At 38.3% G+C, this 17,293-nt stretch carries 18 protein-coding genes; 9 read left to right on the plus strand and 9 right to left on the minus strand.

Going from position 1 to position 17,293, the window contains the following annotated elements; all coding sequences use genetic code 11:
* Nucleotides 1-223: 223 nt before the first annotated feature.
* Entirely contained in the window at nucleotides 224-577 is a 354-nt protein-coding gene (locus ACOVO2_RS14605; protein ID WP_421770689.1) for a zinc ribbon domain-containing protein YjdM, read from the plus strand.
* 70 nt (nucleotides 578-647) lie between these two features.
* Here ACOVO2_RS14605 and ACOVO2_RS14610 read toward each other — a convergent pair whose 3' ends face one another.
* Nucleotides 648-1,988, minus strand: a complete 1,341-nt coding sequence (locus ACOVO2_RS14610; protein WP_421770690.1) for a hypothetical protein — start codon at nucleotides 1,986-1,988, stop codon at nucleotides 648-650.
* A 309-nt stretch (nucleotides 1,989-2,297) separates the two neighbouring features.
* Between ACOVO2_RS14610 and ACOVO2_RS14615 the strand changes: the two genes are divergently transcribed.
* Entirely contained in the window at nucleotides 2,298-3,611 is a 1,314-nt protein-coding gene (locus ACOVO2_RS14615; RefSeq protein ID WP_421770691.1) for a prolyl oligopeptidase family serine peptidase, read from the plus strand.
* Between the two features lie 92 nt (nucleotides 3,612-3,703).
* Nucleotides 3,704-4,141, plus strand: a complete 438-nt coding sequence (locus ACOVO2_RS14620; protein ID WP_421770692.1) for a DinB family protein — start codon at nucleotides 3,704-3,706, stop codon at nucleotides 4,139-4,141.
* 67 nt (nucleotides 4,142-4,208) lie between these two features.
* Here the strand turns inward: ACOVO2_RS14620 and ACOVO2_RS14625 are convergent, their stop codons facing one another.
* On the minus strand, nucleotides 4,209-5,951 hold the full coding sequence (locus ACOVO2_RS14625; protein ID WP_421770693.1) for a family 43 glycosylhydrolase: 1,743 nt from the start codon (nucleotides 5,949-5,951) through the stop codon (nucleotides 4,209-4,211).
* 549 nt (nucleotides 5,952-6,500) lie between these two features.
* On the opposite strand from ACOVO2_RS14625, the gene ACOVO2_RS14630 reads away from it, so the two are divergent.
* Nucleotides 6,501-6,656, plus strand: coding sequence for a hypothetical protein (locus ACOVO2_RS14630; RefSeq protein ID WP_421770694.1), 156 nt, complete (start codon nucleotides 6,501-6,503; stop codon nucleotides 6,654-6,656).
* On the plus strand, nucleotides 6,656-7,045 hold the full coding sequence (locus ACOVO2_RS14635; RefSeq protein WP_421770695.1) for a PIN domain-containing protein: 390 nt from the start codon (nucleotides 6,656-6,658) through the stop codon (nucleotides 7,043-7,045). Before ACOVO2_RS14630 ends, ACOVO2_RS14635 begins: the two co-directional genes overlap by 1 nt.
* A gap of 324 nt (nucleotides 7,046-7,369) precedes the next feature.
* Here ACOVO2_RS14635 and ACOVO2_RS14640 read toward each other — a convergent pair whose 3' ends face one another.
* Nucleotides 7,370-7,666, minus strand: coding sequence for a dsDNA nuclease domain-containing protein (locus tag ACOVO2_RS14640; RefSeq protein ID WP_421770696.1), 297 nt, complete (start codon nucleotides 7,664-7,666; stop codon nucleotides 7,370-7,372).
* 163 nt (nucleotides 7,667-7,829) lie between these two features.
* Between ACOVO2_RS14640 and ACOVO2_RS14645 the strand changes: the two genes are divergently transcribed.
* On the plus strand, nucleotides 7,830-9,308 hold the full coding sequence (locus ACOVO2_RS14645) for a serine hydrolase domain-containing protein (RefSeq protein ID WP_421770697.1): 1,479 nt from the start codon (nucleotides 7,830-7,832) through the stop codon (nucleotides 9,306-9,308).
* Nucleotides 9,309-9,429: 121 nt separating this feature from the next.
* Here ACOVO2_RS14645 and ACOVO2_RS14650 read toward each other — a convergent pair whose 3' ends face one another.
* Both ACOVO2_RS14650 and ACOVO2_RS14655 read right to left on the minus strand, forming a co-directional pair.
* A complete protein-coding gene (locus ACOVO2_RS14650; RefSeq protein ID WP_421770698.1) occupies nucleotides 9,430-9,957 on the minus strand; it encodes an RBBP9/YdeN family alpha/beta hydrolase in 528 nt (175 codons plus the stop codon).
* Nucleotides 9,958-10,015: 58 nt separating this feature from the next.
* Nucleotides 10,016-10,369 carry a winged helix-turn-helix transcriptional regulator gene (locus ACOVO2_RS14655; protein WP_421770699.1) on the minus strand — a complete coding sequence of 118 codons (354 nt, stop codon included), beginning with the start codon at nucleotides 10,367-10,369 and terminating at the stop codon, nucleotides 10,016-10,018.
* A 102-nt stretch (nucleotides 10,370-10,471) separates the two neighbouring features.
* Between ACOVO2_RS14655 and ACOVO2_RS14660 the strand changes: the two genes are divergently transcribed.
* Nucleotides 10,472-11,104: an NAD(P)H-dependent oxidoreductase gene (locus tag ACOVO2_RS14660; RefSeq protein WP_421770700.1), complete on the plus strand. Its 633-nt coding sequence runs from the start codon at nucleotides 10,472-10,474 to the stop codon at nucleotides 11,102-11,104.
* A 468-nt stretch (nucleotides 11,105-11,572) separates the two neighbouring features.
* On the opposite strand, the gene ACOVO2_RS14665 is transcribed toward ACOVO2_RS14660, so the two are convergent.
* The 4 genes from ACOVO2_RS14665 to ACOVO2_RS14680 all read right to left on the minus strand — a co-directional run bounded on the left by ACOVO2_RS14665 (nucleotide 11,573) and on the right by ACOVO2_RS14680 (nucleotide 16,271).
* Entirely contained in the window at nucleotides 11,573-11,863 is a 291-nt protein-coding gene (locus ACOVO2_RS14665; protein ID WP_421770701.1) for a hypothetical protein, read from the minus strand.
* Between the two features lie 121 nt (nucleotides 11,864-11,984).
* Entirely contained in the window at nucleotides 11,985-13,625 is a 1,641-nt protein-coding gene (locus ACOVO2_RS14670; RefSeq protein ID WP_421770702.1) for a serine hydrolase domain-containing protein, read from the minus strand.
* A gap of 67 nt (nucleotides 13,626-13,692) precedes the next feature.
* Nucleotides 13,693-14,874, minus strand: coding sequence for a helix-turn-helix domain-containing protein (locus ACOVO2_RS14675; protein ID WP_421770703.1), 1,182 nt, complete (start codon nucleotides 14,872-14,874; stop codon nucleotides 13,693-13,695).
* A 125-nt stretch (nucleotides 14,875-14,999) separates the two neighbouring features.
* Nucleotides 15,000-16,271: a DUF5690 family protein gene (locus ACOVO2_RS14680; protein WP_421770704.1), complete on the minus strand. Its 1,272-nt coding sequence runs from the start codon at nucleotides 16,269-16,271 to the stop codon at nucleotides 15,000-15,002.
* 155 nt (nucleotides 16,272-16,426) lie between these two features.
* Between ACOVO2_RS14680 and ACOVO2_RS14685 the strand changes: the two genes are divergently transcribed.
* Together ACOVO2_RS14685 and ACOVO2_RS14690 are read left to right on the plus strand one after the other, a co-directional pair.
* Nucleotides 16,427-16,702, plus strand: coding sequence for a hypothetical protein (locus ACOVO2_RS14685; RefSeq protein ID WP_421770705.1), 276 nt, complete (start codon nucleotides 16,427-16,429; stop codon nucleotides 16,700-16,702).
* Between the two features lie 214 nt (nucleotides 16,703-16,916).
* A partial coding sequence (locus ACOVO2_RS14690) for a BlaI/MecI/CopY family transcriptional regulator (RefSeq protein WP_421770706.1) occupies nucleotides 16,917-17,293 on the plus strand: 377 nt, incomplete at its 3' end.

The following is a 17,293-nucleotide window of genomic DNA, read 5'->3' on the forward strand; positions in this document are numbered from 1 at the left end:
CGCCAAGGTGTTTCGTTGTTGAAGTTTGATTGGTGATTTGAGGATAAAAAGGAGAAAATCCGTAGGCTAAATTTGTCTTGAATTGAATAAAGCGAATAAATAAATTAAACCTACGGCGATGTAATTTATGCACGGTTTAAGCCCCAACGCTACGCTTTTTTCTATACTCTGAAATGTTTTTCTTAATTTGCGGTCTGAACTTTTCCTCTAAACAATAAAAAACATGTCAGAATTTCCTCCTTGCCCCAAGTGCAAATCCGAATACGTATATCCGAGCGATGGTTTATTGATTTGCCCAGAATGTTTCTACGAATGGAATCCAGAAGATGTAGAAACCGAAGAAACAGGAGATACAACCACGAAGGTGCTTGACTCGAACGGCAACGAATTACAAGATGGTGATACGGTAGTGGTTATTAAAGATTTACCCGTAAAAGGAGCTCCAAAACCCATCAAATCAGGCACTAAAGTGAAAAATATTCGCCTGACAGATGGTAATGACGGCCATAATATTGATTGTAAAATTGAAGGTTTTGGCTCAATGGGCTTAAAATCAGAGTTTGTCAGAAAAGCGTAAAGTTTTTAATTGAAAAATGGTGAAAATCAACTAAGATTTTCACCATTTTTATTAATAACTTCCAAAAAAACTACTTCGTCAAATAAACTTCATAGACCATATTACTCGGTAGCGTAGGGTTTGATGGCCCCCAAGAAGGTCCGTTCGATACGATTCCTCCGTAAATATAGCCTATCAGCGTAGTTTTTCCCGCAGGAATAGCATTGTAATTAATTATATCATAGCTTGTATTGTACATCGGAACACTGGGTGCTGTAATAAAAACTCCTTCCGAACCCATGTAGGTTGGTAGCGTAGTAGGGTTGACAATTTCGGTCGTGACATTGGTTCGGTTATTCTTGCTGATAGTTAGTATTTTCTTGGTAAAAGCATCTGGGTCAGTTGTCATGTTTTCGCCCATGCCACCAAAAGCAGTAGTGAGCATCACATCGTTTTGGGCATCATACATTTCTACGTTGGCGGTTGAGTAGATGTTTGATGTCTGTGTATAAGATTTATCCAACACATAACTTGGGGTAGTGCCACCTTTTATGTAAATTGGATTTCGGAAAGGAGCACCATTATTTCCGTAAGTAAATACTCCGCCATAAACTGTAAGACCAACGGTTTTACCTCCTCGTTGAATAGCAGGAACAACCAACAAATCTCGACGTCTAAACTGCGTGACACTATCGGGTAAATTATCAGAAAGATACTGCATCGAATTGGGTGTGATGCTGATACTCGAAGCGGTTTCGGTAAGTCTGAAAACATGCACCGAATCGAGATACACCTGACTTGTATTATTTGTTCCATATTTTCCATTATACCGATGCCCGAGTGTCAAATAAAACTTTCCATCGGGTAGCTTAAATAATTCTCCACCCGTAGCGGCAGTTAAGTTCGATTTTGAGTAAACAACTGAAGCTGCAAATTGATTAATATTTTTTGTCAAAACTGCATTGATAAGTTGACTCATGTTTATTCTCGAAAGGGTAGAATATGTAACCCATGATGAATCGGGTAATTTTGCATGAAATTCACCGTAGCCACCCGAAACATACAAATAATTGCCTACCTGAAAATGCTGCATATTTGTGGAAGTATATTGCTCTCGTAAAGCAGCTGGCAAAAAGGCCGTTGACATGCTATCTAATTTATTGATAGCAGTATTATAGACGTAAATATATTTATTGGCTTTCTTGAAAGGGAATAAATAAGCGTTTGGGTCGAATCCGTGAAAGCCGTTGGTACGCCCACCAATCATTACCCAATATTTGCCCGATTGTCCAAAAACAAACGACTGTAAAGCCGGGAGGTTTTTGAGATTTCGACTTGGTTTAATGCTGAATCCTTTGGGAGTCTGGGCATTTAAGAAAAACGATGCACCCAAAAATAGGATAGCTACGAAGCTTAGTAATTTAGTTTTCATGTAGGTATTTGAAATTAGGTTTGGTATGTATTTGAAACCCAAAACTACGCCATTTTTTAGCTAAATAGTAGCGTATAAATACCTGATTTAGAATGCAATAGCGATGTTTACTCGATATGAAAATGTTTTACGGCCTAATCGGTAATGCCGAAAATAGCACATGTTAATTTAAAATTGAAGAAAGCTAATTTCTTGTTCTCAAGAAAGCTTGTTTTTGACACATAAAATGATATTTTTGTCTAAAAAACTCTTGTAATAATTCAATTTATACGAATATTTGTAAATTACTACTCAAACCTATCTTACACTATGAAACAAAACTTTCTAAATAAGTCATTTACAGCCTTTTTGATAAGCTTCATCTGTTTGATTTTTACCAATGCTTTTGCAACTGATAAACCTTTGGCCAACAACGAATACACCCTTGTTGTAGAAGGCTTCGATTGGGGCCCAGCTGCCAATAAAGTTATAATCGGCTTAGATGCTCCAAGCACAACGATTGATTATAAAGATTTTACGGTTTCGGTGGAAAGAAGCCACGCTTGTGCCGATGTTCCTGCTGCTCAAGCCAAAGGAAACCGAAGCGTAGTTTATGCGTATGTGTCTGATAATCAAGGCAAAAGAGTAAAAGAGGGTAGCTTCGTAACTTTAATTTTGGCCGTAGCACCGAATATGCCTTTGGGTTCAACTTTCCAATATTCACAAAAAGCAGGCTGCCGTGGAAATCAGTGGGTGGATTATAAAGTGACTATCACCGATACAAAAAACAATAAAGTTTGGAACAAAGAAAAAAACAGAATCATGCCTTTGATTGATGATTTTGACCTAACGGGAAGATTCGAGTACGAAGCTGGCAAAACGATGTCTTATGCAGCTTTTTCGCCTAAAAATAAAACAACAAAATCGCCACTGATTATTTGGCTTCATGGTGGTGGCGAAGGTGGCACTGACCCTACGATTCCGTTGTTGGGTAATAAAGCGGCCAATTATGCTTCTGCTGAAATGCAGGCATTTTTCGGTGGTGCGTTCGTGCTATCTCCGCAATGCCCAGGGGCTTGGATGCACAACAAAGATGGCGTGACTACGCACGGAAAAGAAGATGACGTATATAATAAGGGGTTAATGGCTCTCATCAAAGATTACGTAAAGAAAAACCCGAACATCGACACCAAACGCATTTATGTAGGTGGTTGCTCAAACGGCGGTTATATGGCTTTGAAATTGATACTCAATGAGCCAAATTATTTTGCAGCGGGCTATATCAGTGCCTTGGCGTATCAGTCGCAATACATTACTGACCAGCAGATTAATAGCATCAAAAATGTACCTATTTGGTTTGTGCATTCAAAAGATGATGGCACGACCGTTCCCGAAAATACTGTTGTGCCAGTTTATAAAAGATTGAAAGCAGCGGGAGCAAAAAATGTTTATTTTACGTACTACGACCACGTAACTGACCTTTCGGGTTTTTTCGGTGGCGAAAACTACTACTATAATGGCCATTGGTCATGGATTTATTCGCACGTAAATCATGCAAAAGTTGATTTTGATGGCTCGCCCGTAAAACTCAATAATCGCCCAGTGACTATCATGGAATGGATGGCGGCACAATCTAAAAAATAAGTAGTCTACAGTCTATGGTCAACAGTCCACAGTAGTGGAAATACTTATAATTTATATTAGACTATCTACTTAAAACAAAAATGTAAATAACCATGCATAAACAATTACTTCTCGAAATGTTAGAGCAAAATCAGTTGACAAACTCATTTGCTTTCGAGAAAATTACCAGCGAAAACTCGCACAAACGCCTCAACGAACAAGCGGCTTCGGTTGGGTTTATTTATCGCCACATCGGCGAAACAATGAATCTGTTTGGTTATTTTTTTGGTATTCCGAGCGATGTTCCGAATACTACCATGGGGCAACAAGATATTGGGCAGGATTTCGACCTCGAAACAAGTCAGGCTTATGTGGCGAAAGGCTACGAAATGCTAAAAAAACTTGTAGAAGAAACAACTGATGAAGATTGGTTGACGCAAATCGATACGCCATTTTTTGGAAAAGTTTCAAAAGTCAGACTCTTTTCGCACGTACTTTTTCATAACTCGCACCATGCGGGACAGATTTCTCTGACACTCTCGAAAGGGTAATAAAAAAGGTCGACTAAGATAAAGTTCTTTGCCGACCTTTTCTACAAAATCTATTTTCAATCAATCTTTACTTCACCTCCAAAATCTTCGTTTTCTCCGAAACGCCATTTTCGTTGATGGCCTCGATGGTGTAATAATATGTGCTTAGTTTGTCCATGCCTCTAAACCAGTATTCGTTGGCATTATGCACCATGATGCAGTTATAGAGTTTGTCGGGGGCTGTTCCGTAATAAATATTATAGGCATACGCTTTATTTTCTGGTCGCCAGCGAATCCATGCACTGCGTTTGTCTTTTTCCGTTCTTAGTACCATAAAATCTTTTACGGCATCGGGTTTCGGGCCATTGCCATTGCCAAAAACTCGCAGGCCACTGATAGCAAATTTACCCGTCGGCATTGCCACATTTTCAAGTTTGATGTAGCGAGTCTGAATCGGCTGTGCAAGTTCTACATATTCGTGCGGAACATCGGTTTGGTTATTTGCTTTATCGACCAAAATTGTCCATTTCTTACCGTCAAGGCTCGACCAAAGTTTGTATTGATGCTTGATATTTACTTGTTTTCCCAAAAACGAAGAATCGGCGTCTTGGTCGGCATAGTTTATCTGAATCGCATTGACGGTTGACAAATTACCCAAATCGGTTTTAATCCATTCGCCCGCTTTGCCTGTTTCGGCCGACCAGTAGGTTTTCATGCTTTCGTCAACGGCATTATTGGGCAAATACCCACCCAGCGTTGAAGAAACCTCAACAGGTTTATTATAATTGAGCAACATCCACCCCGTAAACGTCTTTTTGATGTCCAGTCCTGCCGATGGAATATAATGCGGATAATCACCAAAAACTGTATTACACCACATTACGTCGTCTTTGTCGAAACCCGCTGGCCAAATACCGATGCGGCGTTCAAAATTGTTTTTGCTTGAAAGCTGAATCGTAGAAACGTGCCACCAGTTTTTTTGATTATCCTGAAAAGATGCCCCATGACCTGCTCCACGAGCAAAGCCACCCAACTTCATACTGAGCGGGTCAGGCTGAGCTTCCCAAGGCCCCAATGGCGTTTTTCCTACCAAAACCCCATCGGCATAGCCACTCATTTCGGTGCCTGGAGCTCCGTATTGCAGGTAATATTTTCCATTGTTTTTGTTGACAGTTGCACCTTCTATGAAACCATCGAGAAACGTATCGTCCATGTACTCGCCAAAGCGTTGCCAGCCATATCGCCACGATTCCAGTAAGTACATTTCTTTGCGAGTCCCTTTGGGTTTCATGGTTTTGCGGTCTAACTCAATGCCATAAAGCGGATAACGGTTACTGCTTCCGTTGTACATATAAAATTTGCCATCATCATCGGTAAAAAAAGCAGGGTCCCAGCCACCAATCTCGAAGTTATCTACCAAAGCTGTCCATTCGTTGGCTTTTGGGTTGGTACTCATCCAGATAGTAAATTCGCTGGTATAAGTCGAACCAAAAACTATCATCGTATCGCCGACAATGCCTACGGCTGGGGCACAAAGTTCGTCATAGACTTTGTTGTGTGGACGAAGAAACTTGCGAGCATGGAAAGTCCAGTTGAGCATATCGGGACTATGCCAATACCCCCACTGATTGGTGCTAAACATATAATATTCGCCTTTGTAATTGACCAAAACAGGGTCGGCCGTAGCTCGGTGACGCCCCCACTCGCTAAAATTTGGAATGGGTGTATAGCCATAATCAACATTGATGGGGTTGCAATAGGTTTTTTGTTGTGCCTGCAAAGCCGCAACCAAAGACAGCATTGCCAATGCCAAAAGAAAGTGTTTTTTCATTGGTAGGTTAAATAGATTTTTGGGGCAATTTATCAAAATCTATTTGAAAACTTTTATTTCTTGATGCTATTTAAGCTCATCATTGAGAAGGAATTGGCAAAATCATATCAAATACTATTGTGGTAACACTTCGTTCGGCTGAATTTTTATTCAGTCGATGCGGTAGCCGTTCTTAGAACGGCATCTGAGAATGTGGTTTTGCTTGTTGTGTTCTAAGCCGCAGTGGAACTGAACGCATGACACACTGACTAAATGTGGAACATTTAGCCAAACGGGGTTTCATTTTCTCTCTTTGAAGCCCCATCGGGGCTTAACCCTTTTAAATTCAGCCGATGTGACAGTCGTTCTTAGAACGGCATTTGCGAATGTGGTTTTACTTATTGCGTTCTAAGCCGCAGTGGAACTGAACGCATGACACAATGACTAAATGTAGAACATTTAGCCAAACGGGGGTTAAATAGTAGTAGAGTTTCTCTTACTTGATTATCCGAAATTACTCTTTGTAATTTTGCCAAATTTCTATACATTTGCTTATTAAATCATAAGGAAATGACTGTAAAAGTGCCTGCAAATGCCAAGAAAGTAGATATAGAGGCTGTTTTTAGCAAACTTCAAAAAAATAGCAAGCCGCTAAAGCCTCAGGATTTTATTGGTAAATTTCCATTTAAAGGAGATAGCCTTGAATTTCAGAAAGATTTGAGATAATGAGCCATCAATCCATCATTTTAGACACCAATACGCTCATTAATTTTTTGAGAGGTGAACGCTTAGAAATAGATTTGGTTGAGGACAAAACCATTTTTATTTCAGAGATTACTGAAATGGAAATTCAATGTCAAGCGGATTTCACAAAAAGCCAACGCAAAGAATTAAAACTATTTCTTTCAACCCTATCTATCATTCAGCTAAGTGATGAAATCAAAGAAGCAGCAATAAAAATCAGATTATCAACCAAAATGAAATTGATGGATTCGATTATTGCGGCAACTTCTCAAATCTCAAATATTCCGTTGGTTACCTGTGATTTAAAATTTGACTCCGTTAAAACTGCACAAATAATCTTGCTCCCAGTAGTTGAAAAACGTAATTCCTAAAAAAATAGGACTGCATTTATCAGTCATTTTGAGAACGGCACATTAGGTATGTTGCGTTCTAAGCCGAAATGGAACTGAACGTATGACGCAGGGACTAAATGTAGCGTATTTATCCAAACAGGGAATGCGGATTTACTTATTGCGTTCTAAGCCGCAGTGGAACTGAACGCATGACACACTGACTAAATGTAGAACATTTAGCCCTTCGTTCGGCTGAATTTTTATTCAGTCGATGCGGTAGCCGTTCTTAGAACGGCATCTGAGAATGTGTTGTTGAATGTTGCGTTCTAAGAACGCATGACACACTGACTAAATGTGGAACATTTAGCCAAACGGGGTAGTTCTATTTAGAAAAACAAAATTAATAATCGGTTGAGCAAGATTGCTTAAATGCCAAGAATTAATGGATGTTTTTACTTGAATGTAAATATTATCCGTTTGGAAAGGTTTTAAATCTATATCTTCAATTCCTTCTAAAGTTATCTGTTCAATTGATTTTTCTTCCAAAAGAAGGTTTAAAGCAGTATTTAATGCATAATGAATTTGAAAATCAATTCCTGTTAGGTTTGATGTTCCATGAAAGCGTTTCTTAAAAAGTTGGTATTCTAAATCTGTGTACATTCAGTTTTTTTAACCAAATTTAACCAATTTTAGATAGAAGTTCAACTTTCGAAAGAATTAAATCCATGTAATGGTGTAATAAATCAACGTCTTTGTAAAGTATTTTTTCACAAAGCTTTTTTTCTATCTTTGTAAAATCCCAAACCCCCTCATCAACCAAAACATGAAAAAACTAATCCTTTTCTTATTTCTCAGCCTAAATATTTTTGCTCAAAGCACCGAAGAGAAAATCATGGCTTTGATTCCCGAACTTGATGCTAAGTTTCAAGATTTTAAGGTCAAAAGTCATTTGTCGAGTGTGGCGTATGCCTTGGTGCTTGATGGCAAAATTATTTATCAGAGCAATAGCGGTATTGTCAATTATAAAACCAACAAAACCGCTGATAATCAGTCGGTTTATCGCATTGCTTCGATGTCGAAAAGTTTTGCTTCTGTGGCAATTTTGCAGCTACGTGATGCTGGAAAAATCAAACTCGACGACCCAGTTTGGAAATATATTCCCGAACTAAAAGGACAAAAATATTCACCCGATTCGCCCGAAATTACGGTGCGTCATTTGCTTACGCACGCAGCGGGTTTCCCCGAAGATAATCCGTGGGGCGACCGCCAATTGGGTATTTCGGAAGAAACCATGCTAAAGATGTTTAAGAGAGGAATTTCGTTTTCCAACGAGCCAGGTGTTGCCTACGAATACAGTAATATGGGTTTTGCAATGTTGGGACAAATCATCAAAACCGTGTCGGGACAAAGCTACCAAAGCTATATCATCAACAAAATTTGGAAGCCACTCGGCATGAATAATACCTACTGGGATTATACAAAAGTGCCAGATAATCAACTCGTTAGGGGTTATCGTTGGTTACGTGAGCAATACATCGAGCAACCCATCGAACCCGACGGTGCGTACGGAATCATGGGCGGCGTGCTGACTTCCATCGAAGATTTTGCCAAATACATGGCTTTTCATCAAAAAGCTTATCAGGTTGATGCTCCAAATTCGTCGATTTTGAAGAAAAGTTCGTTGAAAGAAATGCACTTTCCTGCCAATTTCAATAGTATGAATAACCGAGGCTACACAGGTACGGGCGAGCCTTGTAGTAATATGTCGTTCTATGGCTATGGTTTACGTATCGACAAAAACTGCAACCAAATCACGAGCGTTGGGCATTCGGGCGGCCTCCCAGGTTTTGGCTCTGATTGGAAAATCTTGCCAAATTATGGTGTCGGAATCGTCACTTTTACCAACGGAACTTATGGCGGTGCAGCTCTGATGAATAATCAGATTTTGCCATTTATTGTTGAGAAAGCAGGTCTTAAACCTATTGCATTTCCAGTTTCGCCAATTTTGAAACAACGTCAAAACGAACTCGTGAAACTACTTCCTGCGTGGGAAAACGCCGAAAAATCGGGCATTTTTGCCGAAAATTTCTTTTTAGATTATTTCCCTGACCTTTTGAAAGCTGAAGCCGAAGAAATCTTTGAGAAAGCAGGAAAAATCATAAAAGTGAATGAAATTGTAGCCGAAAATGCACTGAGGGGTAAGTTTTTGATGGAAGGAGAAAAAGGAAATATCGAAGTAAGTTTCACGATGTCGCCCGAAAACCCGCCTTTGATTCAGGCTTACAGTATTCGGTTGAAGTAAATTTAATAGTTAACCGCAAAGTTCACAAAGGGCAGCACAAAGCACACCAAAGTTTAATATGTACAACATCTTTGAGAACATAGTGCCATACTTTGAGTACTTTGCGGTAATAAATATACGTTTACGAAAATCTTTCTAAAAGTTCTAAACCCGCAGGCCATTCGCCATAGCCACCCGCAACGTTGATGTGTCCGGCTTCGCCAATATTTAAGTATTCGCTTCCCCACGCATCAGCAAAAAACTTAGCTCGCTCTTCCGACACCCAAACATCATTTGAACTTGCCACCACAATGCTCTTAAAAGGCAGTTTTTCTAAAGGAATTGGCGTAAAACCTGTCATCGGGAAAGTATAAACAGGGTTTTCAATATCGCTCGGAGCAACCAATAATGCTCCTTTGATAGTTTTGGGGAAGCGTTTTGCCCACTGAGCCACAGCCGTGCAGCCCAAACTATGAGCAATTAATACAACATCGGAAGGCTCGTAAGCTGAAATTGCTTTTTCGATGTTCTGAATCCAATCTTCGCAATCGGGTTCGTCCCAACTTTTTTGGTTAATTCTAATAAAATTATCTCCCGAATTTTCAAAGTGTGTTTGCCAATGGCCTTCATCGGAGTTGCCAAGGCCTGGTATAATGAAGTAGGTTGTCATGAAATAAGCTATTGTTTTAGCAAACTAACACGCTTTCACGCTGAAATGGTTCTAAAACTTAGCTCATAATTCGTTGCCTATGTTTCATTCCCCAATCTGCAATTACGCTGGTAACTTCTTTTAACGTGCGTCCATATTCGGTAATGGCGTATTCTACGGTTATTGGCTGCGTATCCAATACTGTGCGTGTCACCAACTGATTCATTTCGAGGTCTTTTAGTTCTTTACTCAGAACTTTTCCCGAAATACCCTCTATTTCTTTTAAAATTTCACTAAAACGCAGCGGCTGATAGCACAAACAAGCAATTATAGATATTTTCCATTTGCCACCAATGATATCCATTACATCATGGATGGCCTTTACTGAATTTTTGCATTCAGCAACTTTCTCGGTTGTTAGTTGGTTTCCCATAGGTAATCAAGTTTCTTGAAATTCACTATTACTTTTTGATACAAAGTTACCAAAAGTAACAATATGTCCATAACTTTGCATCGAAATATTAAATCAAAGAATATGAATTTATTAGAAAGTTTAGAATGGCGATACGCCACCAAAAAAATGAATGGCAATATAGTGCCGCAAGAAAAATTAGATTATATATTGGAAGCAGCCAGACTTGCTCCTTCATCTTCTGGTTTACAACCGTATGAGGTTTTTGTTATTAGCGATAAAGAATTGCTCGAAAAAATCAGACCAATTGCATTTAACCAGAGCCAAATAACCGATTGTTCGCATTTATTAGTTTGGGCCGCTTGGGATGGTTATTCTTTAGAAAAAATTGAAGCGACATTCCATAAAATATTAGCAGATAGAGGCTTGCCGCTTACTCAAATGGATGATTATAAAAATATGCTTTGGAGTACATACGAACCCCTTGGAAAAGAGTGGCAAAGTGTGCATGCAGCAAAGCAAGCCTATATTTCGTTTTCGATGGCTATTGCTGCCGCAGCTGAGCAACAAGTTGATGCAACACCGATGGAAGGTTTTAATCCAGAAGAATTAGATAAATTATTAGGTCTTGGCGAAAAAGGACTTAAAAGTGCGGTGATTTTGCCTTTGGGCTACCGAGATGCTGCCAACGATTGGAATGCAAATTTGAAGAAAGTTCGCAAACCAATCAATGAATTTGTTCATGAACTGAACTGATTGCTGTGAAATTCTCAAAAAAATAGCACGCTGATAAAACGGCTGTGCCAACGCTGATTTTTACGGATGTTTTGAAATATCCACAAAAATCAGCGTTAAATTTATCTGCCACTCTTTAAAATAATTTCAGATTTTAAAGAAAAAAATCACCTGATACTTCAATTCTTTGTCCGTTTACCCTATCGCATCTTTGGTTCAAAGAAACACCACTACATTACCCATGTCATCCCAAAGTGGTTTGAATTAAAGCCTTCGGGAAGTTGCACATCGATTTCTTTTTAAAACTCTTCGATGGATGTAATACTCATGTGTTTGTTGTAAAAATCAACTATAGTGTAAACCTAAACTAGTGTCAATATTTTATTAAGACTATATGGTTTACTGCTCTTTAAACATTTGATGCAAGTTGTATTACACAAAAAAACCTACTTCAAAATCATCGAAGTAGGTTTTTTATAATTTCAAGAATCAATTCCCTGCAAACGGTGTACCGAAAATACCCACGGCTAATTCGGCCCATATCAAGAATAATACCAGCAGCATTCCTGCAATAATCAAAACGCGTTGGTTAAGTGTTTTGATGTTTCGGAGCGACAATTCAATCAGTCCACCCGTGCCAAAAAGTAGAACCCCCGCTACTATGAAATCAAATAACGACCAATTTACTTCGGTCGTAAATTGCATAGCTACCAACGGAAGTAATAAAAGTAAGCCTGCTACTGAGAAAATGAGTGTTAGTCGGTTATTATTAGCTGTCATAATTTTGTGTTTTTAATTTTTAAAAAGAACTTTGTGTTACAAAGTAAACATGCCAATAATTATTTTCCAAGTAAAATTGAAAAATAAGTTTGGGGGAGACCAAAGTCCGAATGACAAGCCTTTACTTCACTCTTAGAAATCTCACTCGTTGAATTCTATCACTACTTAGAAACAACGTAGAGTTGCTGTCAATGTCGAATACGTAATTGTCAACTAATAGTTTTGTAGGAGAAATCAGAAGGCCCTTTGTCGTGTTCTTGTTGCCTAATTTTACCTCGTAACTTTTATCACTAACGAATTTTATTTCTACGCTCACATTTGTTTCCGAATTGATAAATTTACCGTTAAGTGCCTGATAATTAAAGTCTTGCCAGTTGTAAATATGCTTTGTAAGCGTATAAGGTGCATGAGAAGTATAATAAGCAGTTACGGTCATTTCTCCTTTTTCGTTCTTTTTAAATTCTTGCTTAAAATCAGGGTCGAAGGTTTGGTGCAAAATATTATCAGCTTCACGTTCTAATTTTACATCGTTGCGTCCAAAGCGTTTCAAGTACAAAATACTATCTCGTTTTTCAAACTCAAAAGTGAAATTGTCATCTGTTTGATAGAGGCCAATCATTTCTTCTTCGCTTATAAAATTGCCTATTTTAGTCGGTTTTGTGACTAAATATGTATCATTACTTTTTAGATTGAAAACCACATCGGCCATTTGGCGTGTTTGTGTGTTTGGAGTGGCTTTACCAGTATTCGTGAGGGTAATTATTGAAGTATTTTTGCTCGGAAATCTGATAACTGTTGCTTTCCAAGCTCCAGTTGCTCCTTCATGAAATGTATAATTTAAGCCTTTGTAAGTGCTAAATTCAAGTCCGTAGCCGTAGTTTTTGATGCTCGAATTATCGGTTAATTGCTGACTTTTTTGCAAAATTTGTGGTTTTATACGGCTTTTCACAGAACCTTGCAGAATTTGCTCCCATCTGATTTGGTCGGCCAGTGTCGAAAAAATATTGCCGTCGCCATAAACATTCCAAATCCAATTATAATTTTTCCAAGTATCAAAGTTGAAATAAGCCTTCGCAATTGGCCCACGGATTTTTGTATAATCGTCTTCAAAAGAAGTGTTTGGCATACCTAATTTCTCGAATAAGTTGTTTGTATAAGCAACAAAAGATTTACCCGTAACTTTTTCTACAATCATCGCCAGTAGAATGTAGTTGGTATTGCTGTACAAATATTTGGTGTTGGGCTTGAAATTTAATTCTTCCTGTTTTTCTATCAGTCTCAAAACATCTTTGTTGCTAAATGTATATTTCCACCAAGTAAAGCCTTGCAATGACCATAAATCATACACATCTCTGATACCGCTTGTGTGAGTAAGTAAATTTTCGATGGTAATCTTTGAGCTTAGTTTCGGGTAAAGAGTCGGTAAATATTTCCTTATATCATCCGTGAGTTTGATTTTTTTCTCGTCAATCAAAACAAGAATCGCTAAAGCTGTAAACTGTTTGCCATTTGAAGCGATATTAAACCGTGAATCTTTCGTGATTAAAGTGCTATCTGTCAAGTCGGCAAAGCCCGCTACTTTTTCATAAACTATCCTGCCATTGCTTACAATGCCTGTGGCAATTCCTGGGGCATTTTTGGGTACATCTTGTGTAGCAATTTCATCAAGGCGTTTTATTTGAGAAACTGAAAGACTGTTTGGCTTTTGGCCAAACAAAATGGTGGTTGATGCAAAAAAAAGTGTCAGTACGTATAATTTCATTTCTTTGATTTTTTGGCAAATTTGAGCTATTTGAAATCCCGATTCGCCCTAAATCGTGATTTGACACCTATTTTGGATAATTTTTTTTGATATATTCTTTTGGACTCAAGTTGGTAGCACGCTTAAATGCTCTGTTGAACGTTGATTTTGAGTTGAATCCACAGTCTAAAGCAAGACCAAGCAAGGTCTGGATATTGTGTTCGCCTTCCTCAATCTTAGCTATCAGAGCTTTCGTGCGATAGTCATTGACGAAATCATTAAAATTCATTCCAAACCCCTCATTAATTATCTGAGAGATTTTTTTAGAATGTGTTCCGAGTCGATTGCTTAGATCAGATATTACAAGTTCGGGGTTTTCATACATTTTATCAACCAGCATCAATGATTCTATTTTTTCTTTCCATATATCCAAATCTGCAATTTCAGCCTTGAATGTATTTTTATCAATTGTAATATCTTCAACATTTAGTTTTGAATCATTCTCAAAATTTCTCGCTGAATCTCGAAATGAGGTAGTAGATAATACCGAATTTGTATAACCACTGATTGAAACATAATAGAAAAGCACCGAAAAACACACATAATACCAAAATTTCTTACCAAACTCGTCCCATTCAGGATTTGCAATAAAAAATATAATACGGATAGCAATCAGCATCAAAAATGCTATCAAAAATCGCTTCGCCCACCTAAACATAACCGATTCGGCAAAACTTACAACGTTATAGGTGATAGCCTTATACTCATTATAAGTTTTGAGACTCTGAATCAGATAGTAAGTGAGCGAGAGTAAGCCGATTATCTGATACCAAGTTGAGAAATCTTTATCTTTTCCATCTGCATAGAAGTAATACTCTTTTAAAACAACTCTGTCGATGAAAAAGACGACGATTGAATAAATCAAGTAAAGAGTGGCTGGTAGAAAATGGATATAATCTTTGGTAGAAAAGCTGAACGATTTATCGAGCAGGGTTTTAAAATAGAAATACAATACTGGAGCTAGTAAAAATAATTGTTGAAATGGGGTATAAAAAAGAATATTTCGGTAAATTTCTTTTGAATACCAGCCAGCATAACCAAACATAAAAGGGGCAATGTATAACGCACAAAGTAGCGTAAAGAAACCAAGCCAAAGACTTGATTTATTGGCGGTCTGTAAACCTTTGATGAATGACAAAATGGAAAAAACGATTCCGTGAAAAAAGAATATTAGAAGAATAGAGCTTTTCGGACTGAATGAAAAAAACATTGCTTTTTCTTAAAAATTTTTGAAATGGAAATAGATAAGTAGATTGGTTTTAAATTTAATGGTTAAACCCTGCCCGTAGGAACGTCCAATTTGGACGTTCCTACAAAATTGATTAGCATTTATTTTTATTCAGACTTCGCTCGTTTCAAACTCAAATTCCACATCGAAAGTCCAACTAAAATTACGTAAATAATTGATATACAATAAGATAGAATAATGAAAAAATCAAGGTAGTTAATGCTTTTCTGAAAGAAATTTTTGTAGAAAAGTACCAAAATACTGCCCAAATAAGCATAATAATCGGCAAATGTAATCAAGAAACCAACCGTTCCTGATTTCTTGAAGGCGGCAATCATTCGCTCAAAATACAAACTATTACACATCGAATAAGCCATATAAACGCCCAGTCCTAAACTCGTGAGCCATGCTACAGGAGAAAGCATTTGTTGCTGATAAAGCAGCGTACTGACGCCAATCAGAATACCACCCGCCAACATCAAAAGCTGAATAATTACAAAGGCTTTATAATTATTTTGTACCCAACGCATGGCGGCCATCATTAACAAAACTGTAATCGCAATCGGCGTTTCGGTTTGGGTAAAAATTGCTGAATTATTGCCATAGCCGAGTAGTTTCCAAATCTCAGGCGTGAAATTATCCCTAAACTCTCGGAATGTTGTCAGTAGCACATACGACACCACAAAAATAAACATACTCAACGCAAATTCTTTGATAAATGCCTTTCTATCAGCTTTTTGCATCGGTTTTCGTTCCGTGCGATTTTCTTTGTCGGCCTCGCTCGGTGGCGGAATTTGCCCCATCATCCACGTACAAATGCCAAAAGGCACAATCATTATCGCACAGGCCACAAATGGCATCCAAAACTGACTTACTTCGAGCGTCGTCATTACCCATTTTCCGATGCTTTTGGCAAAACCCGAACCCATAATAAACGAAGCCGTGAGAACAGCCACCAGCAAATCAGTTGTTTTTCGACCTTCCAGAAAACCCAAAATTGTGCCATAAACCATGCCCAGTGGTAAACTCGCCAAGAAGATAAAAACCAGATTGAATGGGGCAGGAGTAAGGGCAAAAAATAGATAGCAAATCCACGATAAAGCTATCATTATCAGTAAGTTGCGTGAGCGATTGGCCGGAAGCATTTCGGAAACGTATTTAATTCCCAAACCTTTCGATACCGCAAAACCTAACACTTGTGCCGTAATGATTAGAATCTTGAAACTTACACTCAAAAACGATAATTCTTCGTAGGTCGCCGCCGTGTAGGCACGCCTGAACGGATAGAAGCACATATACGTAAAAAAAGCCGTGACAGAAGCATACAAAGTTAGGTTAAACGAGCTTCGGCCAATGATTTGGGTGAGTTTTTGGGGCATGATGAGGTGTCTGAATAGAATGAATAACCAAAGATAGTTTTTTGTACGAAAACCCACCGCCCGCCGCCCAGTAAATTTTACAATATTAATGGAAGTCTCTTTTTGGTATTCAATACATTTGTTGTGTTTAGTAACCTTTAAAAATCAAAAACGCCATGAAAAAGATTCTCTTTGCTACTTTATTACTTTCCGCCTCTTTCGGAATATTAGGAAGTTGTTCAAAAGCCGCTGCCGTTGTAGCTAATAAATGCGACGACGAAGCCAAAAAAGTAACCGATGCCGCAACCGCTTTTAGTGCCGACCCCACCAACAAAGCCAAATGCCAAGCCTACGCCAACGCCCTCAGTGCATTCTTTAAGGCTTGCCCGACTTATTATACAGGTGCTACCAAAAAAGATTTAGAAGATTTTGTTGCAAATGCCTGTAAATAGTTTGTAATACTTAACTATTTGTCTATGAGGTGATTATGAGCAAAATAAGAATGTTCATAATCACTTTTTTTACTTTTCTACGAAGATTTTCGTAATAAGATTTGGAACTACGAATGTTTTCGTATTATATTTGTTACGAAATTATTCGTAACTAAGTTTGTATGAGCTGTTTTTTTAATTCTACATTCTTAATTCTACATTCTTAATTAAGTCTATGGAAAACATACCATCAATAAAGCCCACCGAATCGGAACTGGAGATTTTGCAGATTTTGTGGCAATTGGGCAAAGCCACGGTCAGACAAGTAAACGACGAACTCTCTAAGACCCGAGAAGTTGGTTATACCACTACACTCAAGTTGATGCAAATCATGCACGAAAAACATATCTTGAGCCGCACCGAAGAAGGGCGTTATCATCTTTATCAGGCCGAAATAGGAGAGGAGCAAACTCAGCAACTTTTACTCGGAAAATTCGTTGATGCTACATTCAGAGGCTCAGCCATGAAATTGGTCATGCAAGCACTTGGTAATCAGGAAGTTAGTCTTGATGAATTGGATGAAATCAAGAAACTAATTGCTGAGAAAGAGAA

Origin of the sequence: Emticicia sp., assembly GCF_049241225.1 — a bacterium.
In the GTDB taxonomy this organism is placed as follows: Bacteria; Bacteroidota; Bacteroidia; order Cytophagales; family Spirosomataceae; genus Emticicia.